The organism is Peptoniphilus duerdenii ATCC BAA-1640 (assembly GCF_000146345.1).
Classification (GTDB): Bacteria; Bacillota; Clostridia; order Tissierellales; family Peptoniphilaceae; genus Peptoniphilus_B; species Peptoniphilus_B duerdenii.
The window spans coordinates 1,520,632-1,546,339 of record NZ_GL397071.1 but is presented as its reverse complement, the minus strand read 5'-3'; the positions used below and the strand labels follow the sequence as shown (position 1 = coordinate 1,546,339).

The following is a 25,708-nucleotide window of genomic DNA, read 5'->3' as shown; positions in this document are numbered from 1 at the left end:
AATTATAATTTATAATTAATTAATTTGCAACTAACAAACTCTATTTTTAGCTTTTTCTAATAATTTAGATGGATATTTTGTAAGATTTCTTTCAATTATGTGATCATATGCTATTCCCATTGCCTTATCCATTCCCTGACAACCAGCAAACAATACTAAATCATCATCTTTAGTACCATCTATTACCTTTTCGACTGCTTCTTTAAGATTATCTTCTAATACAAATTTAATATTATGTTTTGACATAACTCTCTTAAAGGCTTCAAGTTCATCATCTGTAACTTCATCCTTCCAAGTGACAGTATCTTTACTCAAAGTTACAATAAATTCTCTTGGTTTAAGTCTTTCGTACCAACTTGCAATTACCTCTGCATTTTCTTCATTTAAGTCTGCACCTCTACTACCTCTAATTGCATATAGTATATCCAAATTTTTATAATCCATCTTAGATAATGTGTCTAAAGTTACTTCAATATTATTTTTATTTGCAAAATGGTCGTCTACTATCTTAAACCCTTCATCAAATATAACTTCGAATCTTCTTTCTACACCTGTGAAATCTTGTATTCCTGCTAAGATTGTATCTAAATCTATTCCATTTACTAGACCTATTGTTATAGCAACTATAGCATTCATCACTGATGAGTATCCTGCAACCTTTAACTCTACATCAAATGATTGTTTCTTGATAGTTATACCTTTTAACTTGATATCTCTGTTTACTATAAACTTAAATTTTCCAAAACCAGTTGATAGATCTAAATTATCTATTGAAATATCTTCTAAATTATTTTTTAAGGAATATGTTACTACCTGAGCTTTAGTATTATTTCTAAGATCATTTATCAGTTCAAAATCCGAATTCAATATTGCAACACAATCATCTTTTGCATGTCTAATTAATCTTGACTTAACATGGTAGTACCTTTCGAAAGATCCGTGGTTTACAATATGCTCTGGAGTTATATTGTTAAATGTTACTATATCAAAATCTGTAGCATAAGCTCTTGCCAATTCTCCAGCAGAACTTGATACTTCCATAATCACATGATCGATTCCTTTATTTACCATATCGTAAAAATAGTATTGAAGATCTTTGCTCTCTGGAGTTGTAAGTATTGAAGGAATCTCAACATCTGCATACTTTGTATATACGGTTCCAGAAATTCCTGTATTGTAACCTGCTTTATCATAGATGCACTTTGTCATAAAAGCTGTAGATGTCTTGCCGTTTGATGCTGTTATTCCTGTTACTTTTAGTTTTTTTGATGGCTCACCAAAGAAAATAGAGGCAACCTTAGCTAGAGCAATCCTTGAATTTTTAACTTTTATTTGAAGTATATCTTCCTCTACAAAATCTTCTACGATAGCTGCAACTGCTCCAGATGCTACTGCATCTTTTATAAAGTCATGACCATCAACCCTATATCCTTTTATAGCTACAAAAAGTGTTCTTTTCTTGACTTTTTTTGAATGAAACTCTACAGAACTTATTTCTACAGATTCTAGAGTTTTTTCATCACCGTTTTTTATTTCTAAATATTCTATACTATCTATCAAAGTTTTTAATTTCATAATTCCTCCAATAAACTATTCTTCATTAAAATATCTTCTTCTACCCTACTATTATATGTTATTAAATCTCTAAAGTTCAAATGTTGTTTAAATTTTAAATTTTTTCTATTTAAAATCTTTGTACTTGCGCTTACCCCGAAACCTAAAATGGATTCCACTTCTTCTATCATTATAGAGTTGTAGATACACTCAAAGCCCTTTTTAGAAAATCCTATATTTTCTCCTGAATCTACCATCCTCTTTTGACGATATAGATAGTATGGGAAATAATTATTCTCTGCCATAATCGTTTTAATCAAATCAAAGGAATCACTTGTAGAATAAAATTTATTTTCTTTATATAATCTCGAGCCATTTTTAATTGAAAGTGAATGTACAGTTATATTTTCTGGATTTAGCTCGATTATTTTCTCTAGAGAATTATTTACGTCATCTATTGTTTCATCTGGAAGACCAACGATTAAATCCATATTTATTATAAATCCTTTATCTTTTGCTAAATTATAAGCAATAAGTATATCTTCTGTTGAATGTGTTCTGCCAATCGTCTTAAGAGTCTCATCCTTCATCGTTTGTGGATTTATAGATATTCTATTTACGCCGTATTTTTTAAGTATGTCTAACTTTTTTTCGTCTATAGTATCTGGTCTTCCACATTCCACAGTGTATTCACAATTTATATCAATCTTATTTTGAATTTCATATAGAAGTCTTTCAAGATTATAATTATCTAAAGCAGTCGGTGTGCCTCCACCAATATAAATTGATGTTGGAATAATTTCTTTATTCACAGATTTAAACTCTTTTATAAGATTATCTATGTAGATATCCATTTTATTCTTATCCGTTTTATATGTAGTAAATGAACAATAACTACAAATTGAAGGACAGAATGGAATATGGAAATATAGAGAAATATTTGATCTTTTATTTGAAAAAATATTATTTTCTAATTTTACAATATCTATAAGCTCACCTATTTTACTAGGTTTCATCAAGTAATCATCTTCCAAAATCTTTTTAGTTTCTTCTATAGATTTTTCTTGAAGAAGTTTCCTAACTAATTTTGTAGGTCTAATTCCAGTAAGCACTCCATATTCGTTTGATATTTCTACATTCGAAAAAAGACTAAGAAGTATATCTTTTTTTATCTTAGTCTTATCTTTTATAGAAAATTTATCTTTTAGTAATATTTCCTCTTGATCAATATTTATTTTTATTTCTAACTTATCATTTATATCTACTAAAATATCTTTATCCTTTGAATTTTCTCTAGATGGAAAGTATTCTCTTAGTAGGTTATAAATCGTAAGGTTAAGTCCTTCATTATTTGAGTGTACTTGTATCACTTTTCTTACCCTTTATTAGATAAATGCCAATTCCAAGTAGTATAAAAACTATGCTTACTATTTGAGAGACTCTAAGAGGTCCTATATATAAAGAGTCTGTTCTTAGTCCCTCTATAAAGAATCTTCCAATTCCATAAACTATTGCATAAATTGCTAGCATCTGCCCATCAAATTTCTTATGTTTTGAAAGATAGAAATATAAAAATAGTGCAAGGCTTATGTCTACAATAGATTCATAAAGAAATGTTGGATGTACCTTAACTCCGTCTACCATAATCCCCCAAGGGAGATCTGTCGGACCACCATGAGCTTCTTGATTTATAAAATTTCCCCATCTTCCTATTCCTTGTCCAATAGCAAGTCCAGGTGTCATTACGTCTAAAAGTTTAAGAAAATCAACTTTCTTTTTCTTAGAATAAATGTACGCAATAATTATTCCTGTTATTATTGCACCATATATAGCAAGTCCACCATTTCTAATAGCAAATATTTCGCTTAAATGATCTTTGTAGTATTCCCATTCAAATAAAACATAGTAAATTCTTGCACCAATTACAGATGGAATTATTCCAATCAAAATAAAATCGGAAACAATATTTTCTTTGAGGCCCTGCTTCTTTGCAAGCTTATCTCCCATTAGCACTCCTAGAAGCGCACCTGTTGCAATAAGTATTCCATACCATTTTATTGATATGCCAAAAATGGTAAATGCTGTTGGGTTCATTTAGACTGATACTCCTTTACGATTTGAACACCCGCACTGACGCCAAGTCTTGTTGCACCTGCTTCTATCATCTTAAGAGCAGTATCTAAATCTCTAATTCCACCAGAAGCCTTAACTTCTAAATTATCTCCAACTATGCTTTTCATAAGCTCAACATCTTCTACTTTTGCTCCAGCGGTAGAAAATCCTGTAGATGTCTTTACAAAGTTAGCTCCTGCTTCCATAGATAATTCGCAAGCTTTAACTTTTTCTTCATCACTTAGAAGACATGTTTCTATGATTACTTTAACTGTTCTTCCATTTGCTGCTTGTACAACTGATTTAATATCTTCTAAAACTACATCGTATTGTTTTGATTTTAAAGCTCCAACATTTATAACCATATCAATTTCGTCAGCGCCTTCTTGTACTGCAAAATCAGTTTCAAAAAATTTAGTTTCTTTTGTTGTTGCCCCTAAAGGAAAGCCTACTACTGTACATACAAGCACATCGCTATCACGTAGTTCTTCATAGGCAGTACTTACCCAGTATGGATTTACACATACAGATTTAAAATCATACTCTTTAGCTTCCTTACATAGATTCTCTATCATTTCTTTTGTAGCTTCTGGCTTCAAAAGTGTATGATCAATCATTTTATTTATATTCATTTAGTCCTCCAGATTATCGGTGTCCCAGTTTGTATACACATCTTGAACATCATCATTATCTTCAAGAGTGTCAATTAATTTTTCCATTAATTTTATATCATTTTCATCGGTTAACTCTGTGTAGTTTGAAGGAAGGAAAGTTATGTCTGATTGTACAAATTCATATCCATTTTCTTCAAGCCCATCACGCACTTCTTCGTATGATTCTGGACTGGTTATGATTTCAAAAGCCTCATCTCTATCGATTACATCTTCAGCGCCAAGATCTAGTGCTAAAAGCATAAATTCTTCTTCATCTACATTTTCATGTTTTAAAACTCCAAGTTGACCCTTCTTTTCAAACATAAAGGAAACGCAACCTGGTTGTCCAAGATTTCCACCATTCTTATCAAAGGCGTGTCTTACTTCTGGCGCAGTTCTATTTCTATTGTCTGTAAGGCATTTAACCATTACTGCAATTCCAGATGGTCCATAACCTTCGTAGGTTATCTCTTCAAAGTTATCTTGACCAAGCTCACCACATCCTTTTTTAATAGCTCTTTCGATGTTGTCATTAGGCATATTTTCAGCTTTTGCTTTGTCAATAGCTACTTTCAAAGAAGCATTATATTCTGGATCTGGTCCGCCTTCTTTGGCTGCAACCATTATATATCTTCCAAGCTTAGTAAAAATCTTACCACGTCTTGCGTCTTCTTTTCCTTTTTTATTTTTTATATTATTCCATTTTGAATGTCCTGACATATTATTATCCTTTCTAAAATCATTCTCTAAATTTAAATTTTATCACAAAACATAAGAAAATAAAACAATTATGAATTTTCCTAATACCGTTGTATTTTATATAATTTTGTAAACTTAAAAATAAAAAGAGATCAGCAATATTTTTACCAATCTCATAAAATTTATATTCAATATTCCTATTAATTAATCTACAAAAGTCGCGGAAACTTCTGTCCATATTCTATCATAAAGTTTAGAATTTTCTCCCAAGTCTTTAAAGTATTCCAATGGTGGTAAATGATTATAATCTGGATAAGCAACTTTTGAATTTCTAAGTTCTTCTGGAAGTCCTTCCTTCACTCCTTTTATTGGTGAAGTATAACCCATACAATAATCAGCATTTAATATCCCTACATCTTTTCTTAAAAGATAATTTATAAATTCATGTGCTCCATCAACATTCTTTGCATCTTTCGGAATGCACATAGAATCCATCCAAATATTTGCTCCTTCTTTTGGAATAACATAATCAAGGTCTTTATTTTCAGAAATCATATACGCGGCGTCACCAGAGTACATAGGCATTATAGCTCCGTCGCCTTGTACCATTACATCACGACCATCATCTGTAAGGTAAGCATATACAAGTGGTTTTTGCTCAATTAGAGCTTCCTTGGCTTCTTGTAATTCAAATGGATCTACAGAATTCATAGAATAACCGAGCATCTTTAACGCTATTGCTATGGAATCTCTTTGAGAGTTATACATTATTATTTGTCTTTTGTATTCTGGATTCCACAAATCTTTCCAAGAAGTTGGCGGTGTCTTTACCATTGTTTTGTTGTATACAATCCCCATTGTTCCAGAAAAATATGGTACTGTATACTCTCCCGTTGAATCGAATTTAGGAAATCTAAATTCTGGAAGAATATTATCCATATTTGGTATTTTAGAAAAATCTAACTTTTGAAGTCTATTTTCTTTTATTAATCTTTCAACCATATAATCAGAGGGAACAATAACATCGTACGGTGTATGACCATTTGCAATCTTTATATATAAATCTTCATTTGACGCAAAAGTATCATAGATAACTTTTATGCCTGTTTCTTTTTCAAAATCTTTTAATACTTGAGGGTCTATATATTCCCCAGCATTATATACATTTATTGTTGAACCGCTGCTAGATTCATTCTTACAAGAAGTCATCATTGATGAGAAAATTACTAATATTAAAATAAAAATTATATTTTTAAATTTCTTCACTTAAAGCCTCCACAGTTCCCTTACTTCTCTTATTGATAACTACTAAGAGAATCAATAGTGACAAGAACATAAGTGTACTCATAGCATTTATAGATGGATTTATTCCCTTTCTAGCCATTGAATAAATAGTTATTGAAAGGTTGTTAAATCCATGGCCTGTCGTAAAATATGAAATAACAAAATCATCTATTGACAGTGTAAATGCCATAAGAGCCCCTGTAAAAATCGCAGGCATTATTTGAGGTATAACTACATTTTTAATAGCATAAAAAGGTGTAGCTCCTAAATCAAGTGCAGCTTCTAGCATGTTTTTATCCATCTGCTGAAGTTTTGGTAGGATAGAAAGAATTACATATGGTATGCAGAAAACAATATGAGAGAGTGTCATTGTCATAAAACCAAATTTTAAATTAAAAAATCCAAATAATCCCATTAGTCCTACTGCAGTAACTATATCCGGATTTAAAACCGGAAGATAGTTTACATCTAAGATTATTTTCTTTTTAAATCCTCTAAGCTCATTAAGTCCTATTGCTGTTAAAGTTCCTATTATTGTAGAGACTATTGTAGAAACTATTGCAACTAGTAAGGTATTATAAAGGCTTTGTAAGATAATTGGATCTTTTATAAGCTCTGTATACCAACCTAAGGTAAAGCCAGCCCACTGTCCTCTTAGTTTTGAATCATTAAACGAAAAAACCATAAGGACTATTATAGGAGCGTATAAAAAAATAAATATTAATGCAACATAAAATTTTTCAAGAAACTTTTTTATCATTTAATACCTCCTTCTTCTGTGTTATCTTCAAATAGATTTTGAAGTACCATTATTACAAACATTATTAATATCAGCACAATTGATATAGCCGAACCAAATGCCCAATCTCCTGTAAAAGTAAATTGCTTTTCGATTAAATTACCAATTAAATAGAATCTATTACCTCCAAGTAAATCAGGAATTACAAAAGTAGAAATAGCCGGAATAAATACCATGGTTATTCCAGTGTAAACTCCTGGCAAAGAAAGCGGGAAGATTACTTTTTTAAAAATTTGTGCATTTGTAGCCCCTAAGTCTTTTGCTGCTTCTATAAGAGATTTATCCATCTTAACCAATGTTGAATATATTGGAAGTACCATAAATGGCAAAAAGTTATAAACCATACCAAGCATGATTGCATTTATATTGTACATGAGATTTAACGGCGCAATTCCAAATAATCCTAAAAATTTATTTATAAGACCGTTATTACCAAGCAAGGTAAGCCAAGCATACGTTCTAAGTAGGAAATTCATCCACATTGGTACAACAAATAATAACATCAGAGAGTTTCGCCATTTATCGCTCATTCTGGAAATATAGTACGCGACTGGATAACCTACAACTATGCATAGTAGTGTAGATCCTATAGCTAAAAGTATTGATACTAAAAATATTTTTATATAAAGTGGCTCGAATACTCTTCTAAAATTATCAAATGTAGGTGAAAAGTTTGCAAGGCTCATTCCACTACTACTATTAAATGAATATACTAATACTAAAATAAGTGGAAATACTATAAAGACCAATGACCACATGAAGTACATATACGAATATTTTTTCATAGCTACCTCTTCATAACATGAATTAAATCAGGTTTAATATTTATTCCAACTTCTTCATCTACTTTTTTTAGCTCTGTAGATTGAACCAATAAGTCATAACCATTAGTTCTAACTACCATTTCATAATGTACGCCTTTAAATACTTCTGATATAACTATTCCTTGTAATTTCCCTTTACCACGCACTAATTCAACATCTTCCGGTCTAATTACAACATGAATCTTTTCATTCTTTTCAAAACCCTTGTCCACACAAACAAACTCTTCTCCAAGAAATGAAACCCTATAGTCATCGTTCATAACTCCATCTATTATATTAGACTCCCCAATAAAATCAGCTACAAATGCATTTTTAGGTTCGTTATATATATCAATTGGGCTTCCTATCTGTTGAATTTCACCTTTATTAAGCACAACAATGGTGTCACTCATGGTAAGAGCTTCTTCTTGATCATGGGTAACGAATATAAATGTAATTCCAGCAGATTGTTGTATTGCCTTTAGCTCAAGTTGCATCTTTTGTCTAATCTTTAAATCTAGTGCACCTAATGGTTCATCTAATAATAGAACTTTAGGTTCATTAACCAAGGCTCTCGCTATAGCAACTCTTTGTTGTTGCCCTCCAGAGAGAGAATCAATGTTTCTCTTTTCAAATCCTTCAAGACTAACTAAGCCTAAGGCAAATTTTACTTTTTCATCGATAATCTTCTTTTCTACTTTTTTTATCTTTAAACCAAACGCAATATTCTCATAGACATTCATGTGAGGAAATAGTGCATATTTTTGAAAAACTGTATTTATTTCTCTCTTATAAGCTGGAATATCTACAATACTTTTTCCATTAAAGATCACGTCTCCCTCATCTGCAGTTTCAAATCCACCTATTATTCTAAGGAGTGTTGTCTTTCCGCAGCCAGAAGGACCTAGTAATGTTACAAACTCATTTTGTTTTATATATAAATTAAAATTTTTTAAAACTGTGTTATCTCCGTAAGATTTGCTTAAATTTTTAATTTCTATTATATTTCCCATGTCATGCTCCTTTAAAAGTTTGGTGGAGAAGATATCCAAAGAACCTTCGCCTCTGTTCTAGAATTATTTTCAAGATGGTGATTGGCTTTTGCCTCAAAGTAAAAAGTCTCTCCTCTTTTTAATTTCTGCACTTTGTCGCCAATGTATAAATCCACAAATCCTTTTAAAACATATCCAAAAGTTTCTCCTTCAAAAGGTGGTATCTCTTCTGATTTTCCATCAGGATTAATAGTTATTATGATAGGTTCCATCATGAATCTCTGCGCATTTGGAACAATCCATGAAATAGAATGACCTAACTCTTCATTTGTATTTTCAAAATAATCATCCTCAGAGAAGAAGAACTTAGCTTCATCATCTTTAAAGAATTCAATTGGACTAGTTCCAAGTGCTTCAAGAATATCTATTAATGTAGTCACAGATGGAGAAGTTAAATTTCTTTCCACTTGGGAGATAAAACCTTTTGTAAGTTCAGATCTCTTCGCAAGCTCATCTTGTGTTAAATTTTGAGAAATTCTAATAAGTTTTAATTTATTTCCTATATCCATTTTATACCTCATATATTAAACACTTTGTTTTATTTACTAAACTTATTATGTACCAACACTTTTTCTATGTCAACAGTATTTAATAAATTTAATTTATTGTTTTATTTAATAAACAAATGAAGTTTTTAATTAATGATATAATATTATAGAGGTGAAAGATGAATAGAGAAAATAATTTTGATTTACTGAGAATATGTATGGCTTTTTACGTAGTTCTACTACACACAAGCGCAAGTTATTGGAATACATATTTAAATTTTTCTAAAAATTTTATTATTATGAGTGGACTAAACTTTTTGACCAGATGCTCAGTTCCTGTCTTTTTTATGATTAGTGGATATTTTATGTTTAAAAGAGAACTTAGTATTTCTAAAATATTAAAGTCTGCTGCAAGAATATATATTCTTTATATAGTTTTCACAATTCTATTTGCAATTAAAAATTTAAATGGAGATTACACCATAAATAATTTTATTGAATGTGTTATAAATGGTTACTACCATCTTTGGTTTTTAAAAAATCTTGCTTGGGCATATCTTTTTATTCCTATTTACAAATCTGTTATAGAATATAAAGATGGTTATTACGTCAAGTATGTAATTTTATTATTCTTAGTTTTTGGTATTTTAAAATATAATATTCAAAATATTCTACCAATTTTTGAAAATAGTAATCTATCAAAGCTTTTTGATAAGTTTACACTATATGGTTATTCGGATACTACTCTATATCTATTTTTAGGTTATTATTTAGTAAACTTAAAAATAAATACTTCAAGTTTTAAGTTATTTTTCATTTATTTAATTGTTTCAGTTTTTGGAATAGCTTTAGAATCTATATCTTTAATACATTTAGGAGAAGTAAAGGGAATAATTTTTGATAATTTTGGAATTTTAATATTTTTACAATCAATTTTGATCTTTTTAGCATTTAAAAATCTAAAGGTAAATAAAAATTTAAATTCAATTAGTAATTTGGCATTGGGGGTTTATCTATTTCATCCAATATTTTTAGAAAAGTTAACTTCTATACTTAATTTTTCAAATCTATTTATACAGATTACTTTTCTTGCATCGACTACATTTATTTTGACAGGATTGTTTGTGTATGTAATAAGATTTATTCCATTTTTAAAAAAATATTTATAAGTCTTTGTTCAAATAGAATTATGAAATTATTTTTTTGACAATAATAAACGCTAAAATATAAACTTAGTTATACTGCTTGTTTTCAAAATTCTACAGAATCTTTCCAATTAAAAAAGTGAAGTTTAAAATCTAAACTTCACTTAATTTTTATTCTTTTTCAATTATTGATTTCGCTTCTTCGGATAGATCTTCTTCTTTTATATGTTTATCCTCAGCATCTTCATTTGGGTTTTCTTCATTATTAAATATTCTTAAGAACTCTGTTCTATCTATAGTTTCTTTTTCTAGTAGAACATCTGAAACCCTTATTAGCGTATCTAAATTATCTGATAATAAATTTTTAGCTTTATTATATGCTTCAGAAATTATTCTTGAAATCTCTTCATCAATTTCTGAAGCGGTTTTATCAGAATAATTTTTAGATCTATTTAAATCTCTTCCAACAAAGACTTCATCTTCATCACTACCGTATGTGATAGTTCCAAGCTTTTCACTCATTCCATACTTAGTTACCATTGCTCTTGCAAGTGCAGTAGCTCTCTCAATGTCGTTTGATGCTCCAGTTGATATGTCATCTAGTACAAGAGACTCTGCTACCCTACCTCCAAGTAGAGAAACTAAATTATCTTCCATTTCTTTTTTGGTCATATAGTTAACATCATCTTCTGGAATGTATGCGGTAAATCCTCCTGCCATTCCTCTAGGTATAATTGTAATCATATGAACTGGATCGTGGTTTGGAAGTAACTGCGAAACTACAGCATGACCAGATTCATGTACAGCAGTTAATTTTCTTTCTTTATCAGAAATTACTCTGGATTTCTTTGCTGGACCAGCTTGTACTTTTATTGCTGCTTCCTCAACATCTTCCATATTTATACTACTTTGGTTTCTTCTAGCAGCTAAAAGCGCTGCTTCATTCATCAAGTTTTCTAAATCTGCTGGAGAAAATCCTGGCGTTTGTTTTGCTATAACTTTAAAGTCTATATCTTCAGCTAATGGTTTATCATGGGCGTGAACTTTTAATACTTCTTCTCTTCCTCTAACATCAGGTTTTCCAATGTATACTGTTCTATCGAATCTTCCTGGTCTCAAAAGTGCAGGGTCAAGTATATCTGCCCTATTTGTAGCAGCCATTACTATGACTCCTTCATTTTTACCAAATCCATCCATTTCAATTAGAAGTTGATTTAGGGTCTGTTCTCTTTCGTCATGTCCTCCCCCTAAGCCAGCTCCACGTCTTCTTCCAACAGCATCTATTTCATCTATAAAAATAATACATGGAGCATTTTTCTTTGCAGTATCAAATAAATCTCTTACTCTACTAGCTCCAACTCCAACGAACATCTCAACAAAATCAGAACCACTCATTAAAAAGAATGGTACTTTCGCTTCACCAGCAACTGCTCTTGAAAGATATGTTTTACCAGTTCCAGGAGGGCCTACCATTAGAACTCCCTTTGGAATTCTTGCACCTATCTTTGTGAATTTCGAAGGATTCTTTAAAAAGTCTACAATTTCTTGAAGTTCTTCTTTTTCTTCTTTTAGACCTGCCACTTGACTAAAAGTTACAAGTCCTCCTTCTTCAGGTTTTACAACTCTGGCCTTACTCTTGCCAAAGCTGTTCATTTTCCTTCCACCTTGTGCATTTTGAATAAAATTAAACCATATAAATCCAAATAATATAAGCATCAAAAATGATGGTATTAGTTCCAAATAGAATGGCTTTGTATCTGGTTGATTAAATGTAACTTCAATTCCCTTCGACTTAATTTCTGAAGATAATTTATCCATATAAAGTTCTGCAGAATTTCCTTTAGATGGTACTACTACTTTATATGTCTTATCGTCATTTAAAGTCACAACGGCTATTCTTGAATCTTCATTTATATTTACAGATTTAATCTTTGAACCTTGATCCAAGTCCTTAGAAAATTCTGAAAAATTCTTAGTTTCAACTACTCCTGATGGAGGATTGAAAAGTCTAATACCAAAGATGATTAGTAAAACAATCATCAGGTAAAAGGAAGCACCTCTGGCTTTCTTCATTTTATCACCTCAAATAAAAATTTTATTTATAATATTCTTCTTTTAATACTCCTACAAAAGGAAGATTCCTTCCAATTTGATTGTAGTCAAGACCATAACCAACTACAAAATAATCCGGTATTTCAAAACCGATATATTCGACTTCTACATTTTTTTGTCTCCTACTAGGTTTTGTAAGTAAAGTTATAGTTTTAACTGAGCGAGCTTCCCTTTCTTTGAAAAGTTCTATAATATGAGAGAGTGTATTGCCAGTATCTATTATATCTTCAACTATAAGCACATCTTTTCCTTTTATTGGAACCGTTATGTCTTTTGATATTTTTATATGTCCTGTGCTTTCACTGCCTTCATAAGAAGACGCCGCCATATAGTCAACTAAAATCGGCTTATCAATATGTCTAATAAGGTCAGACATAAAGGTTACACTTCCCTTTAGAATACCTATAACTACTAATTCCCTATCGCCGTATTCTTTTTCTAATTCCTTGCCAAGTTCTGCAACTCTTTTAGATATTTCATCTTCTGTTATTAGTATCTTATCAATCATTTCTCTCATATTTTTCCCACCTGATCCAAATTTTTTCATTAGTATCGTCATACTCTGCTTTTCTGTATGGTACCACACAAACTATTTCTTCTTTAAATAATATTATAGGAACAAAATCCCTCTTAAAAGGAGGAACTTTTATATCATTAAAAAAATCCTTTAATTTCTTTGTACCATTAAATCCCTTTGGAATAAATCTATCACCGGGTTTTCTAGATCTTACTTTCAAATCGTCTATAAAATACTTCGGTAATGTAAATGAATTTTCTGTTTCTTTATCAGAAATATAAAAGATTCCGAAATCAGTTTTATTTATTCCCATTTTCAAAAAAGTTTCTTTTAATATTATACCCTTTTTATAAGTATCTTTCAAAATAGATAACTCATCATTGTATCTAACAAATCTCAAATTGCTAGCTAAATCTACACCAGAATTATTTTTAAGGTAGATAAGCGAATCTATCGCTTCAAAATGTACCAGTGATAGATCAACATTAGAATAGTATTTTTCAAGATACTTTCGGTAAATTAAGTACCTTTCTGGTCTACTAAGCTCTAATAACTTATCTACGGACAAACTCTTTTCTATTTTAAAATTTAACTCTATATTATCAATTATTTCTATACTGTCTAAAGAATTATTTCTAAGTCTTATTAGTGCATCTTTGAATTTAGAATTAAATTCACTTTCTATTAATGGAATTAAAAGGTTTCTAATTTTATTCCTAGTATAATCATTTGAAAGATTAGTTTCATCAATCATATATTCTTGTCCCATAGATTTTAGTTCATTTTCTATGGTTAATCTATTTGTATTTAGAATCGGTCTTATGATTTTATCCCTAGAAATTGGAATACCTGTAAGCCCCTGTAAACCTGTTCCTCTAATTATTCTAAATAAAACTGTCTCCGCATTATCATCCAAATTATGAGCTAAAGCAATCTTATCAATATTTTCTATTGAATCGAAAAAATCATAACGAGCTTTTCTTCCAGCTTCTTCAGAAGTTATTTTATACTTTGCTGCTAGTTCATTCATATTAATATGATTAATATATAAAGGAACATCAAATTTATCGCAAAGATTTTTTACAAAATCTTCATCCCTTAATGCTGTTTCTCTTATTCCGTGATTTATATGGGCACAAGAAATATATAAATTATAATCATCTTTTATATATAAAAGTGCTCTTAACAAGTACACAGAGTCCGCACCGCCGGACAGTCCAACTAAAATCCTATCGCCTTTTTTTATTAAATTTTCACTTTTTATTGTTTCTAAAAATTTTTTAAACATAGAAAAAAAGTGATAGAAATATTTCTATCACTACCTCCTAGATTTGCTTCGTCCATACTTGGAATTTTGACGAGATCTCTTTTGCTCGTACTTTGTATTTGATTCTTTCATGAATTTTTGAAGTTTATCTTCAAAGGAAAGATCTTCATACTTAACTTCGATTTTTTCCTTAGGCTTAGGTGGTTCTGTTTGCTTCATAGAAAGTGAAATTTTATCATCTTCTATTTCTAACACCTTAACTTTTACAGAATCTCCTGACTTTACATAGTCATTTATGTCTTTTACAAAACTATTTGATACTTCAGAAATATGTACAAGTCCTGTACTTCCATCTTCCAATTCTACAAAAGCTCCAAACTTCATAACTGATTTAACAGTTCCATCTACAATCTCACCAATTTCTAGCAAAATAGTCCTCCTAATGTCAATTATTCTTTTGCTCTTTATCTATATAGATAACTTCTCTAGGCTTAACCATTTTATATTCTTGCCTAGCGACTTTTTCTATGAATTCTTCCGAACCTGATTCGTTAATAGTTTCTTTAAGGTTACTTATGTCACCTTTTAAAGATTCTATTTTCATTTTATTTTCATTATATTCGCTTATCTTTTTTGCTTTTAATGATTTTGCGTTTGTAAGTTCAATAGATCCGTAAATCACTGAAAATAATATCACTAAAGCAAAAATTATTGCAGAATTTTTTTTCTTCCCTTTCATGGCACCCTCCATGATATTATTATTACATTTAAACCATTAGTTTTCAAGTATTTTGTACATGTTTTCTGTATCAACCTTTTTTGCACCATCGATTAATTCAAGAGCTTCTATCTTTAGTATACCTGTACCAAAAGAAATCTCTAAAATATCTCCAGTGTTTACTTCTGTACTTGCCTTAGCAACTCTTCCATTAACAGTTATTCTACCTGCATCACAAGCTTCTTTTGCCAATGTTCTTCTCTTTATTACTCTTGAATTTTTTAAAAATTTATCTAATCTCAATTATTACTCCTTAATATATGTGTATTTATTTTTTCTCTATCTACTCCCAATATTTCTGACGCCGCATCCCTATATGATTCCAGTTGCATCATATATTTTTTTGAATTATCAGAAATATCTATATCAGTCTTATAATCATATATTTCTATAAAATCATCAAATAATAGAATTAAATCCATTCTTCCGGAATGAATATGACCATCTTTAAGATAAGTAAAAGGAAGTTCTGTATAGGTTTCCTTAGAAGATTTCACTTTATCTTTAAGAATGTCTAAATTATTAGTAGCGTTTCTTTTAACTTGTGATTTTAATTTTTCAAAAATAACTCTCTCTATATTTATATCATTTTTAATTTCAAGTATAGAAGTGATATTTTCAATATTTACATCTTCACCATTTATAAAGTCCATAATTGCTACTTTTAATATTTTTTCGATATCTACTTCTCCATCTTTTTTTATGATTTCAATAGATTTTTCCATGACCTTATGAAAAATTATACCATAGTAAGTTCCGTGGTAGATATTATCTGTAAATGCTAAACTAATTTCTTCATTAGTTTTTAATTTTTCTGATAAATTTGGACAGATTATACTATCTTTAAAAGACTTATATTCCTTTGAAGAATCAACACTATTGTAACTTGAATTAAATATTTCTTTTGTCTTAGAAAAAGAAAGCTGCTTTTCGTAAAATCCTTCATTTGATATAAGGTATACTTCCTCTTTTGCCCTAGTTATTGCAACATAAAAAAGTCTAATATATTCCTTGAAATTTTCTAGAATGGACTTCTCTCTTGCTTCTTCATTACCATGGTCTAAAATAATATTTCTTGAATAACCAGTTCGGAACTCTAAATATCCTTTGTTACTTATTCTGTCAAAATAATCATCGGAATTAATTCTTAAACTTCTTTCTTCAATCAATATGACATGTTTGCCTTCTAGACCCTTTGCCTTATGAATATTCATTACTTTTATCGCAGAACTAATTCCTGGTTTAAATGTAACTTCATTCTTTTCTTTTATATTTCCAAGGTTTAATCCACTATCTAATACTTCTCTAAAGAAAGAATAAAATACTTCATATTCATTTTCTGTGTAATTTCCATCGAAAAAAATATCTTCGTAGTACAGACTCATGAGTGCGCTTTCTCTATTTTCTTTAAATAAAACTAGATATTTACTTATAAATTCAAATTCTTCTTCATTTAAAATTTCGGGTTTATTTTTTAAATATTCTTCAAATCCTAAATTATTTATAACTTCGCTTTCTTTTTTTATCTTAACAGGATCTTTATTTAATATTTTTATTAAAAACTCGAAATAATTACTTGGAATTGGATTTTCAAAAAATCTAATTGCAATATAGGATCTCTTAACAGATTCATATGAAAAATAGTTTTCTTCTGATGTAGAGTCTACTTTTAATCCATCATCCCTAAGAATATTTGTAACAGCTCTAGCTCCCTCATTTCCCATTGTAAGAATTAGTATATCCTTTGGCTCTATACCACTTTTTAGAAGATCAATAACGAGAAATTTAGCTTTTAAATATAAAGTATCACTGTTTCCTTTTAAAAATTTAATTTTACTTTTTTTGCTATCTTCTAATGACTCAAGCTCTATTTCAACTTTTTCTTTTGAAATTAATGTGTTAAGTATAAAATTTTCTTTATCTTTATCAGTTTCTACTAGACTTTTAATTATATCTGCCTTTTTATAACTATTTACAACATCTTGAAAGTTATCCGTATTTAACTTTGTAATATATATACCTGAGTCACTACTATTCTTTTCATCTACAAGGATATGACCTACACCAATATCATATTCTCCATAATTTGAAACCATTGTATTTTCGAAACATTTTTCGATATCAGAAGCCAAATGTTTTTGAAATCTAAAACTCTTTTTTAAATTTACAAATTCTGCGTTATCAGTATTTTCAAAGAGATTTTTAACGATTTCATAAGTATTTAGATCAGCACCTCTAAATCTATAGATAGACTGCTTCCTATCACCTACCATGAAAATTCTATTTGGAAGCATTTTATATTCCGAAATAGGAGTGTTTTTATTTATATCTCCTGATGAAATTAAGCTAAGTATAATTTTTATCTGAACTAAATCCGTATCTTGAGACTCATCTACAAATATATATCTATAAATTTTTTGAAAATACTCTCTATTTTCTTTAATCATTAAAATATCTAAAGAATATCTAAGTAAATCATCATTTGAAACAACAGAATTCTCTCTATTTTTTTCATCTATATATTTTACAAATGCAAGGCTTACTCTAATATGCGTTCTATAAACAACGTTTTTCCAAAGATCCGTTATATTTTTTAATCTATCTCCAATATCAGATGTTTCTGGTATTAAATCTTTAGCTTTTTCTTTTTCCTTATCCGAAATATCTTTTGGAAATCTAGTTTTTATAAATGGACTTTCTGGATTCTCTATGACTAATTTATAAATATCATTAGCTGTTTTTAAGATAGAATTTTTATCTTTTAAACCTAAGACATCTTTTATTTTACTTAAAGGTTCAATAGCTGCTTTTCTTAAAGTAGCGACATCTAAATCATTTATACGATCAAGACGTGAAAAAATTTCTTTAACTTCTTCTAAGTAAACTGTTTCAGTAAAATTTTCAAAACCTTCAATAACTGGAAAATCTACAGATTCATTCATCGCAAATTTAGAAAAGTTTTCGATGATTCTAGATCTATGATTTAAATGTAAAAATATATCCGCAGTATATTTATCCACATATTTATAGCTATTTTCTTCAAACTCTTCATACATCTTAGAAAGGTATCTATCATATTCCGAATCTTCTAACAATCTATAATTCATACTAAGACCAGCATCAAATGGTCTTCTAGATATTATAGAATTACAAAAACTATGGATGGTTCCTATTTGAATCTCTGGGATAAACTCCAAAATATTTTTTATTTTATTATCTGTCTTTGCTCTTTTTGCAAATTCATCATAAATTCTTTTTTTTAAGTCAGTTGCAGCCTTAACTGTAAATGTTATGGCTACTATTTCTTTTGGTTTAATATTTTTGTTGATTATTAAATCTATAAGCCTATTTACTAATAGAAATGTCTTGCCAGCCCCAGCTCCCGCCTCAACTAAGAAATTCTTATCTCCAGTTATTAAATTATCCCTGTTATTATTTTCTATTTCATTTATATCTTTTAAATTAATCATAGTCGTCCACCAAAAATGTAGTTGAGTAGAGTTTTGTTTTCTCGATATTCTCTTTTGTACGCTCTAAAATTTTATATTCTTCTGGAAGATTTGTAAGTTTTAATCCATCTATAAATCCAAATTTATCTACAAATTCAAGCATTTTTTCAATTTTTAAATCTAAATTAGGATTTTCTATAGGCTCATAAATGCTCTCATCAGAAAGAATATCGTACTCGAATTTTATTCTTTCATTCCAAAATTTACTAGCTATTTTCTTATAGACATGGTGTTGATAGAGTTCACTAGATAGATCTTTTTCTTCAATATTTGCTCTACTTCCAGTCTTATAATCTGTAATTACTATTTCATCATCATAGATATCTACCCTATCAATCTTTCCTCTGAACCTTAGTATATAGTTTCCAAATTTTAATTCTATTGGTTCTTCAGATAATGATTCCCTAGAAAATCTATCTCCAAAACCAACTTCAGTCTTTACTTCTTTGCAATCTTTTATCTTTTCTTGTATCTTTATAAGCTTATTAAAAAGCATTCTTCTATACCTATCTTTAAAATTTGCTAGTAAATATTTAGGAGTTAAATACTTTTTATATAAATCATCGAAAGCTCTATCAAAGAAATTTAATTTGTCATTTATATTCAGATTAATATTTATTTTTTTAAAATCAATTACGAATGATTCTAGTGCAGAATGAACTATAGATCCCATTTCAAATGCTGGAATTGAATTTAAAATAGAGTCATCATAGTAATCATCTTCAATTTGTAATATATATTTAAAATAGAAATGTCTCGGATCATTCATAAATATTTCTAGAGATGTTGCTGAGAAAATAAATTTATTCAAAACTGTCTTCAAATCCATAATAGGTTTAGTATTATAATCTTTATAAACTCTTAAATTTTCTAGATAATTTACATAGTTATGATCTTTTCCCATAAGTTCTACAAAATAGGAACAAGTTTCTTCTTCGTTTTTTTCGTTATACATTGGATAAGAAAAGTATGCAAATCTATTATTTTGTAGTGCAGTCTCTACCCTCTTTTTTCTGTTTGTATTCTTTCTAAATTCCTTTTCGTCTGAACTGAGTAAAGATTTGTTTATTTTCTTAAGTTCACTATTTAATATAACCGGGCTTTCTAATTCTCTGTAAGTAAAATAATTTTCACTCATTCCAAGAAAAAATGTATTTTTTTTATCGTAAATAGTTTCTTCATCTATGCTATATACTTTTATTTTATCGTTGGTTGAATTCTTCTCGGAGTATCTTTCTAAGTTATGTACTAATATATCTAAAATATCTCTTAACGATAAAACAATGTCTGAACTAAGTTTAGATAAAGAAAACTTGATATTTTTCAAATCAATATTCATATATAATTCAATAAATTTTATTAAATTATCCTTGAACTTACTGAATTCTATTTCATCTTTTTCTACAAGAGATAATAGAAGCTCAATCCTATCTCTATCTTCATACAATTTTTTATTTATCGGACTTTTGTAGTTTTCTAATCCCTTAGTAAAATCAATATCATAATCTATGTAGTAGTTAAAGTTTCTATCCTCTATGAGTCTTAAAAAATATTTAACCATGTAGGATGACTCATAAAAATCTCTTAAATTATTTAAGAAATTTATTGTATTATCTACTTCTTTTGAATTATTTGTCTCAATTGGATAATTTGTAAATATAAATTTATTTAATAACCCCTTGTATGAAGGATCTGTATACACAATTTCTGCATCTTTAATATCCTCTAAGTTCTTTATCTTATAAATTAGATTCATAATTTCATCTTGTTTTGAATAGCATCTATCAACCGTCACGTTATCAAGATATAATTTTTCCTCATCATATTCTAAATAAATAGCGTTTAATTTATCTAATAAAACTTTTTCTAATGGGCGTAGATATGTCCCAGATAAACATCCTATATTGACACTTCCAGGAATTTTCAAAGCTAAAATTACCGAATCAGCATAGTCGAGTCCTGTTTTTACTCTATCATATTCCTTCATAACTAAATCTAAGTCAATCAATCTAGAATTATCAGGAACAAATTTGCCATTAGATAGTTTTATCTCTGTTATTTTTTCATAAAAGGCTGTTGCTAGAGCGAAATCCAATTGATGCTTTTTGTAAAAACTTAAGTTTAATCTTTTTAATATTTCAAGAATTGTAAAGGTAGCATCCTCTTCATTTAAATAATTTTGTCCACCTTCATAGATTTTATCCTTAGTAAGTTCCTTAACCAACTTTTTTATGTCAGTTTCATAAGTATTAAAGGAATTGATGCCTTTTTTAGCGCAGTCTTCAATTATTTTTAGGGATAAAAAGGAAGTATCTGATAGTAGATATTTTTTATCATTGGATTTTAAAAAATCTTTTATTTTCATAGGTCCCCCAATGGATTCTTTTCAATTGCGCGCTTTACCTGCTCGTCACTTACATGAGTATATATTTCAGTAGTCTGCACTGATTCATGTCCTAGTACCTTCTGTAGTGATCTTATATCTACATCTCCATATTGGTACATCAATGTGGCTGCAGTATGTCTTAGTTTGTGAACTGAGTATTTATCGGGATCAAGTCCTGACATTACTATATATTTATCAATCATCATCTGAACAGCCCTTGGTGTAATTCTAGCTTTATTTCTGCTTAAAAATAGAGCTTTTGATTCTACTTCCGGTCTAAATTCTAAATAATTATCAAGAGCATGGATACAAGCTTTGTTTAAATAGATACTTCTTTCTTTATTTCCTTTTCCAAGAATTTTTATAGTGTTGTCATCTTCTAAATCAAACATATTGATTCCGCAAAGTTCTGATAGACGCATGCCACAATTTAAAAAGAATGTCGCTATACAAAAGTCTCTACTTTTTAAGAAATCATTATTTTTACCATTATAGTTGAAATCCTCTATTGTTTTTAAAAACCTCTTTGCTTCATCAAGAGATAATGCTGTAGGAATTGTTCTTCTCACCTTTGGCATATCTAGGTCACTTGATGGATCTACTTCAAGCACATTGATCTTCGAGGTTAAATAGTTAAAAAAGGTTCTAATAGCTGAATTTTTTCTAGAAACTGCATTCATTTTATTCTTTTTTGTATGTACCAAGTAAGAGTTATAGGCATAGATATCTTGCTTATTAACAGTCTTAATTAGATCTAAACTCATCTTTTCTAAGTATCTATCATCAAGTTCTTTGGTATCGAAATTTAATTTTCTAGCTACGATGTATACTAAAAAGTTTTTTAAGTCATAGTAATAACCATTGACTGTATTCATTGATAATCCTCTTGTAGATACAAGATATCCTAAAAAATCATCTAATAAAGTAAAATTCATAACCATTCCTTTATCTTTTAAAAAAACCTGCCTAAAAGGCAGGTAATTGAAATTTAAAATAAGTTTGTCTTTTAGACATTACTTTGCATATTCTACAGCTCTTGTTTCTCTTATGACATTAATTTTAATTTGTCCTGGGAAATCAAGTTCTGCTTCTACTTCTTTTGCTATTTTTCTAGCAGTAACTACTATTTCTGCTTCAGAAATCACATCTGGTTTTACAATAATTCTTACTTCACGTCCAGCTTGAACTGCATAAGATTTTTCTATTCCGTCATAGCTGTTGGCGATTTCTTCTAATTTTTCAAGGCGCTTGATATAAGACTCTACTGTCTCACGTCTTGCACCAGGTCTTGCAGCTGATATTGCATCTGCTGCTTGAACTATTATTGCTTCAACTGTCCTTGGCTCTACATCGCCATGGTGTGCTTCTATACCATGGATAACCGCTTCACTTTCTTTGTACTTACGAGCAAGATCAACACCGATATCAACGTGTGGTCCTTCTACTTCATGATCTATGGATTTTCCTAAATCATGTAACAAACCTGCACGCTTTGCGATCTTTACATCTGCTCCAAGCTCAGCTGCGATAATACCTGCTATATGGCTAACCTCAACTGAATGTTTTAGTACATTTTGTCCATAAGAAGTTCTAAACTTAAGTCTTCCAAGGTATTTTATAACCTCTGGATGAAGTCCATGAACTCCTGCATCATATGCAGCTTGTTCACCAGCTTCTTTAATAATAGTTTCAACTTCTTTTCTTGCGCGATTAACTGTCTCTTCAATTCTAGTAGGATGAATTCTACCATCTGATACTAGTTTTTCAAGAGCAACACGAGCCACTTCACGTCTTATAGGATCAAAGCAAGAAAGTACAACTGCTTCAGGCGTATCATCGATAATCAAATCAACTCCTGTAAGAGATTCAATTGCTCTTATATTTCTACCTTCTCTACCTATAATCCTTCCTTTCATTTCGTCAGTCGGAAGAGCAACTACAGAAACTGTGTTTTCAGCTACAGTTTCAGCAGATAATCTTTGAATTGCTTGAACTATAATATTCCTTGCATACTTTTGTTGTTCGTCTCTGATTCTCGCTTCTTCTTCACGAATAATTTGAGCAGATTCATGGACAACTTCTTTTTCAAGTTCTGAAAGTAAGATTCTCTTACCTTCTTCTTGACTAAGTCCTGCAATCCTTTGAAGTTCTTCATTTCTCTTTTCGATTAGAGAATCTACTTCTTCACTTTTTTGTTTTGCCTCTTCAAGCTTCTTTGCTAATTTCTCTTCTTTTTTATCTAGAGAATTAGATTTTTTTTCAATAGATTCTTCTCTTGCCAAAATTCTAGATTCAAGTTGTGATAATTCTTGACGTCTCGCTTTGTTTTCGCGTTCCGCCTCGGATCTCATTTTGTGGATTTCTTCTTTAGCTTCAATTAGTAGTTCTTTCTTTTTTGATTCTGCACTATGTTCTGCATCAATCAATACTTTATTTGCAACTTCTTCTGCTCTTCCGACTTTTTGTTCGCCAATATACTTACGAACTACATAGCCAGCTAAAGCACTTACGACAATTGCCAAAAGAATTATAATTATTTGCGGCAAGCTAAAGCACCTCCATTTTTCTAAAAAGTTTATATTTTCATAAAACTTTCATTAATTATTTTATAATGTATTACGCCAATAGTCAAGAAATTAAACTTTTAACAATTCTACTAAATGTTTAAATTTAAATAAAAAATAAGAATATAATTTATGGTAGTGCTTAAAAAAGTATAAAAAAAATTTTTTACAAAATAAAAAGCAGCCTAACTAGACTGCTTAATAAATTAATTTAAATATACTCCATCTTCAACTTTTACATTTGATGATAAAAATAATTTTATAGCAAGTTCAACTAATACTACAACAGCAAAACTTGGTAACACCCAAGATAAACCTTGTTTAGATAATGGTAGTGCACTTTCTAATTTTGTTAAAAGTGGAATACTTGTTTTAAATGTTGAAGAAACAACTGATATTAATGGTAAAGATACAGCGAAGAATGCAGAAAATTTATATGAATATTTTGAATATTTCATAAAATCATTAGTAACTCCCAGTAATATTAAAACTAAAGCAACTGGATATATTATAGTTAGTAGTGGAACTGAAAATGCTAATAGATTGTTTAGACCAAAGTTTGCCATTACGAATGAAAATAATGTCCAAACAATTACCCAGGCGCTATATGATAATCTATTGTTAAACAGTGAACAGAAGTATTCTGATCCGCTTGATATAAGTCCTACACAGGTTGTTAAGCAAGCGAGTGTAAATATAGATGCAAGAAGTACAAGTCCGGATTTTCCAAATACAAGTTCAACAGCTTTTGCAAGAACAACTGCTCCGTTTTCTGAACCAGCAAATGCACTAGATGTTACCATTCCAATTGTTGAAAGCATTAGATATACAACAAATAATACTGTTCCTGCAATTATTCCAGCCTTTGCTGTATAGCTTGTCACCTGTTTCTTATCCTCTATTCCAAACCTTCTAATAGCAAGTGTAATTACAAATCCAAAGTTAAGAGCAGCAACTGCATCCATCGTGTCATATCCAGCTAAGAATCCCTTTACTAAAGGTGCTTTAGCATAATCTCCTACAGCTATAGCAACGCCTTTTTGTAAGCTCATAACCCTTACAAACATGTAGGTTATTAAAATTAAAAGTGCTGGTGTAAGATACTTACCAACTCTTGATACAAGTTTAGTTGGTTTTAAACATATCCATAAAGCTACTGAGAAAAATAAAAATGTATATATCAATCTAGCAATTGTTAGATTCAATGTTTCTGGTAGGTATGGTGCTATTGCCATTTCAAATGGAACTGATCCAGCTCTCGGAATACCAAGTCCAGGTCCTATTGATAGATATATCGCAGTAGTAAATACTATTGCAAATACATTACCAACTCTATTAGATAAATTTTTTAAACCTTCAGTCTTTCCTACTGCAATTGCACCAAGTATTGGGAATAATACCGCGGTGATTGAAAAAGCTAAAAGTGAAATCATAGTGTGATTTCCTGCTTGATTTCCTAAAAATGGTGGAAATATTAAATTTCCTGCTCCAAAGAATAGTCCAAATAACATTATACTTATTTGTGTGAATTGACTCCTAGTTAATTTTTTCATTTTTTCCTCCTTTTTTAATTTTAATAATAAAAAAAGTCCTCTGTCATATGACAAAGGACGAATTACCGCGTTACCACCTTATTTCTTACATAAATGTAAGCACTCTTAACAAGCATCTATCAATGCCGAGTATAGATAACGCCTACTACAGCGACAAATCTTAATATTATTTCAGACTTGCATAAGAAAAATGATTTTCGAATCTATTTCCATTATAGGCTTCCACCAAACGCCTACTCTCTTTAAACTTCAATAAATCTACTCGTTTTTTCCAATATTTTTATTAATAAAATTATTTATGTTGTTATTATATTAAATTGGTACATAGATGTCAAACACTTTTTTTAAAAAAATCTCCTAGAAATTTTCTAGAAGATTTTTAAAATGAATTTATATTTTTTATTTTGATCTTTCGTAAGGTTTACCATCTGCT

22 protein-coding genes and 1 other annotated feature are annotated in these 25,708 nt (G+C 29.6%); of the genes, 1 reads left to right on the top strand and 21 read right to left on the bottom strand.

Annotated features, from left to right (window positions below; all coding sequences use genetic code 11):
- Positions 1-30: 30 nt before the first annotated feature.
- From HMPREF9225_RS06895 to HMPREF9225_RS06850, 10 genes are all read right to left on the bottom strand, one after another.
- Positions 31-1,575, bottom strand: a complete 1,545-nt coding sequence (locus tag HMPREF9225_RS06895; protein WP_008902224.1) for a Mur ligase family protein — start codon at positions 1,573-1,575, stop codon at positions 31-33.
- Positions 1,572-2,924, bottom strand: a complete 1,353-nt coding sequence (hemZ, locus tag HMPREF9225_RS06890) for a coproporphyrinogen dehydrogenase HemZ (RefSeq protein WP_008902223.1) — start codon at positions 2,922-2,924, stop codon at positions 1,572-1,574. The genes HMPREF9225_RS06895 and hemZ overlap by 4 nt, the downstream gene beginning before the upstream one ends.
- Positions 2,902-3,648, bottom strand: a complete 747-nt coding sequence (gene lgt, locus HMPREF9225_RS06885; RefSeq protein ID WP_008902222.1) for a prolipoprotein diacylglyceryl transferase — start codon at positions 3,646-3,648, stop codon at positions 2,902-2,904. Before lgt ends, hemZ begins: the two co-directional genes overlap by 23 nt.
- Complete coding sequence (deoC, locus tag HMPREF9225_RS06880; protein WP_008902221.1) at positions 3,645-4,298, bottom strand: deoxyribose-phosphate aldolase; 654 nt, start codon at positions 4,296-4,298, stop codon at positions 3,645-3,647. Before deoC ends, lgt begins: the two co-directional genes overlap by 4 nt.
- Complete coding sequence (locus tag HMPREF9225_RS06875) at positions 4,299-5,039, bottom strand: YebC/PmpR family DNA-binding transcriptional regulator (protein WP_008902220.1); 741 nt, start codon at positions 5,037-5,039, stop codon at positions 4,299-4,301.
- Between the two features lie 183 nt (positions 5,040-5,222).
- Positions 5,223-6,284 carry an ABC transporter substrate-binding protein gene (locus HMPREF9225_RS06870; protein ID WP_008902219.1) on the bottom strand — a complete coding sequence of 354 codons (1,062 nt, stop codon included), beginning with the start codon at positions 6,282-6,284 and terminating at the stop codon, positions 5,223-5,225.
- A complete protein-coding gene (locus tag HMPREF9225_RS06865) occupies positions 6,271-7,062 on the bottom strand; it encodes an ABC transporter permease (RefSeq protein WP_008902218.1) in 792 nt (263 codons plus the stop codon). The genes HMPREF9225_RS06870 and HMPREF9225_RS06865 overlap by 14 nt, the downstream gene beginning before the upstream one ends.
- The gene (locus HMPREF9225_RS06860) at positions 7,059-7,886 is read right to left on the bottom strand and encodes an ABC transporter permease (protein ID WP_008902217.1); all 828 of its coding nucleotides are present in this window, start codon (positions 7,884-7,886) and stop codon (positions 7,059-7,061) included. Before HMPREF9225_RS06860 ends, HMPREF9225_RS06865 begins: the two co-directional genes overlap by 4 nt.
- Positions 7,887-7,888: 2 nt before the next feature.
- Complete coding sequence (gene potA, locus HMPREF9225_RS06855; RefSeq protein WP_008902216.1) at positions 7,889-8,917, bottom strand: spermidine/putrescine ABC transporter ATP-binding protein; 1,029 nt, start codon at positions 8,915-8,917, stop codon at positions 7,889-7,891.
- Between the two features lie 11 nt (positions 8,918-8,928).
- The gene (locus tag HMPREF9225_RS06850; protein ID WP_023059866.1) at positions 8,929-9,465 is read right to left on the bottom strand and encodes a helix-turn-helix domain-containing protein; all 537 of its coding nucleotides are present in this window, start codon (positions 9,463-9,465) and stop codon (positions 8,929-8,931) included.
- 158 nt (positions 9,466-9,623) lie between these two features.
- On the opposite strand from HMPREF9225_RS06850, the gene HMPREF9225_RS06845 reads away from it, so the two are divergent.
- A complete protein-coding gene (locus HMPREF9225_RS06845) occupies positions 9,624-10,613 on the top strand; it encodes an acyltransferase (RefSeq protein ID WP_008902214.1) in 990 nt (329 codons plus the stop codon).
- Positions 10,614-10,760: 147 nt separating this feature from the next.
- Here the strand turns inward: HMPREF9225_RS06845 and ftsH are convergent, their stop codons facing one another.
- The 11 genes from ftsH to brnQ all read right to left on the bottom strand — a co-directional run bounded on the left by ftsH (position 10,761) and on the right by brnQ (position 25,275).
- Positions 10,761-12,662, bottom strand: coding sequence for an ATP-dependent zinc metalloprotease FtsH (gene ftsH / locus HMPREF9225_RS06840; protein ID WP_008902213.1), 1,902 nt, complete (start codon positions 12,660-12,662; stop codon positions 10,761-10,763).
- Positions 12,663-12,684: 22 nt separating this feature from the next.
- Positions 12,685-13,218: a hypoxanthine phosphoribosyltransferase gene (gene hpt / locus HMPREF9225_RS06835; RefSeq protein WP_023059916.1), complete on the bottom strand. Its 534-nt coding sequence runs from the start codon at positions 13,216-13,218 to the stop codon at positions 12,685-12,687.
- A complete protein-coding gene (tilS, locus tag HMPREF9225_RS06830; RefSeq protein WP_008902211.1) occupies positions 13,202-14,506 on the bottom strand; it encodes a tRNA lysidine(34) synthetase TilS in 1,305 nt (434 codons plus the stop codon). The genes hpt and tilS overlap by 17 nt, the downstream gene beginning before the upstream one ends.
- A gap of 30 nt (positions 14,507-14,536) precedes the next feature.
- A complete protein-coding gene (locus tag HMPREF9225_RS06825) occupies positions 14,537-14,914 on the bottom strand; it encodes a S1 RNA-binding domain-containing protein (RefSeq protein ID WP_008902210.1) in 378 nt (125 codons plus the stop codon).
- Positions 14,915-14,930: 16 nt separating this feature from the next.
- Entirely contained in the window at positions 14,931-15,224 is a 294-nt protein-coding gene (locus tag HMPREF9225_RS06820; RefSeq protein WP_023059837.1) for an FtsB family cell division protein, read from the bottom strand.
- Positions 15,225-15,260: 36 nt separating this feature from the next.
- Positions 15,261-15,506 (bottom strand): RNA-binding S4 domain-containing protein, encoded by a 246-nt coding sequence (locus tag HMPREF9225_RS06815; RefSeq protein ID WP_008902208.1) that lies wholly within the window; start codon positions 15,504-15,506, stop codon positions 15,261-15,263.
- On the bottom strand, positions 15,503-18,733 hold the full coding sequence (locus HMPREF9225_RS06810) for a UvrD-helicase domain-containing protein (protein ID WP_008902207.1): 3,231 nt from the start codon (positions 18,731-18,733) through the stop codon (positions 15,503-15,505). The genes HMPREF9225_RS06815 and HMPREF9225_RS06810 overlap by 4 nt, the downstream gene beginning before the upstream one ends.
- Entirely contained in the window at positions 18,726-21,137 is a 2,412-nt protein-coding gene (locus tag HMPREF9225_RS06805; RefSeq protein WP_008902206.1) for a PD-(D/E)XK nuclease family protein, read from the bottom strand. The genes HMPREF9225_RS06810 and HMPREF9225_RS06805 overlap by 8 nt, the downstream gene beginning before the upstream one ends.
- Entirely contained in the window at positions 21,134-22,093 is a 960-nt protein-coding gene (locus tag HMPREF9225_RS06800) for a tyrosine recombinase XerC (RefSeq protein WP_245526540.1), read from the bottom strand. The genes HMPREF9225_RS06805 and HMPREF9225_RS06800 overlap by 4 nt, the downstream gene beginning before the upstream one ends.
- Before the next feature lie 78 nt (positions 22,094-22,171).
- The gene (rny, locus tag HMPREF9225_RS06795) at positions 22,172-23,704 is read right to left on the bottom strand and encodes a ribonuclease Y (RefSeq protein ID WP_008902204.1); all 1,533 of its coding nucleotides are present in this window, start codon (positions 23,702-23,704) and stop codon (positions 22,172-22,174) included.
- Between the two features lie 224 nt (positions 23,705-23,928).
- Positions 23,929-25,275, bottom strand: coding sequence for a branched-chain amino acid transport system II carrier protein (gene brnQ, locus HMPREF9225_RS06790; RefSeq protein ID WP_008902203.1), 1,347 nt, complete (start codon positions 25,273-25,275; stop codon positions 23,929-23,931).
- 50 nt (positions 25,276-25,325) lie between these two features.
- Positions 25,326-25,558 (bottom strand) — a binding site (T-box leader).
- Between the last annotated feature and the right edge of the window lie 150 nt (positions 25,559-25,708).

What these genes read in the sequence shown, in the direction of transcription:
- HMPREF9225_RS06895 (WP_008902224.1), bottom strand. Translation starts at nt 1,575, where the DNA reads ATGAAATTAAAAACTTTGATAGATAGTATAGAATATTTAGAAATAAAA.
- lgt (WP_008902222.1), bottom strand. Translation starts at nt 3,648, where the DNA reads ATGAACCCAACAGCATTTACCATTTTTGGCATATCAATAAAATGGTAT.
- deoC (WP_008902221.1), bottom strand. Translation starts at nt 4,298, where the DNA reads ATGAATATAAATAAAATGATTGATCATACACTTTTGAAGCCAGAAGCT.
- HMPREF9225_RS06875 (WP_008902220.1), bottom strand. Translation starts at nt 5,039, where the DNA reads ATGTCAGGACATTCAAAATGGAATAATATAAAAAATAAAAAAGGAAAA.
- HMPREF9225_RS06865 (WP_008902218.1), bottom strand. Translation starts at nt 7,062, where the DNA reads ATGATAAAAAAGTTTCTTGAAAAATTTTATGTTGCATTAATATTTATT.
- HMPREF9225_RS06860 (WP_008902217.1), bottom strand. Translation starts at nt 7,886, where the DNA reads ATGAAAAAATATTCGTATATGTACTTCATGTGGTCATTGGTCTTTATA.
- potA (WP_008902216.1), bottom strand. Translation starts at nt 8,917, where the DNA reads ATGGGAAATATAATAGAAATTAAAAATTTAAGCAAATCTTACGGAGAT.
- HMPREF9225_RS06850 (WP_023059866.1), bottom strand. Translation starts at nt 9,465, where the DNA reads ATGGATATAGGAAATAAATTAAAACTTATTAGAATTTCTCAAAATTTA.
- HMPREF9225_RS06845 (WP_008902214.1), top strand. Translation starts at nt 9,624, where the DNA reads ATGAATAGAGAAAATAATTTTGATTTACTGAGAATATGTATGGCTTTT.
- ftsH (WP_008902213.1), bottom strand. Translation starts at nt 12,662, where the DNA reads ATGAAGAAAGCCAGAGGTGCTTCCTTTTACCTGATGATTGTTTTACTA.
- hpt (WP_023059916.1), bottom strand. Translation starts at nt 13,218, where the DNA reads ATGAGAGAAATGATTGATAAGATACTAATAACAGAAGATGAAATATCT.
- tilS (WP_008902211.1), bottom strand. Translation starts at nt 14,506, where the DNA reads ATGTTTAAAAAATTTTTAGAAACAATAAAAAGTGAAAATTTAATAAAA.
- HMPREF9225_RS06820 (WP_023059837.1), bottom strand. Translation starts at nt 15,224, where the DNA reads ATGAAAGGGAAGAAAAAAAATTCTGCAATAATTTTTGCTTTAGTGATA.
- HMPREF9225_RS06810 (WP_008902207.1), bottom strand. Translation starts at nt 18,733, where the DNA reads ATGATTAATTTAAAAGATATAAATGAAATAGAAAATAATAACAGGGAT.
- HMPREF9225_RS06805 (WP_008902206.1), bottom strand. Translation starts at nt 21,137, where the DNA reads ATGAAAATAAAAGATTTTTTAAAATCCAATGATAAAAAATATCTACTA.
- HMPREF9225_RS06800 (WP_245526540.1), bottom strand. Translation starts at nt 22,093, where the DNA reads ATGAATTTTACTTTATTAGATGATTTTTTAGGATATCTTGTATCTACA.
- brnQ (WP_008902203.1), bottom strand. Translation starts at nt 25,275, where the DNA reads ATGAAAAAATTAACTAGGAGTCAATTCACACAAATAAGTATAATGTTA.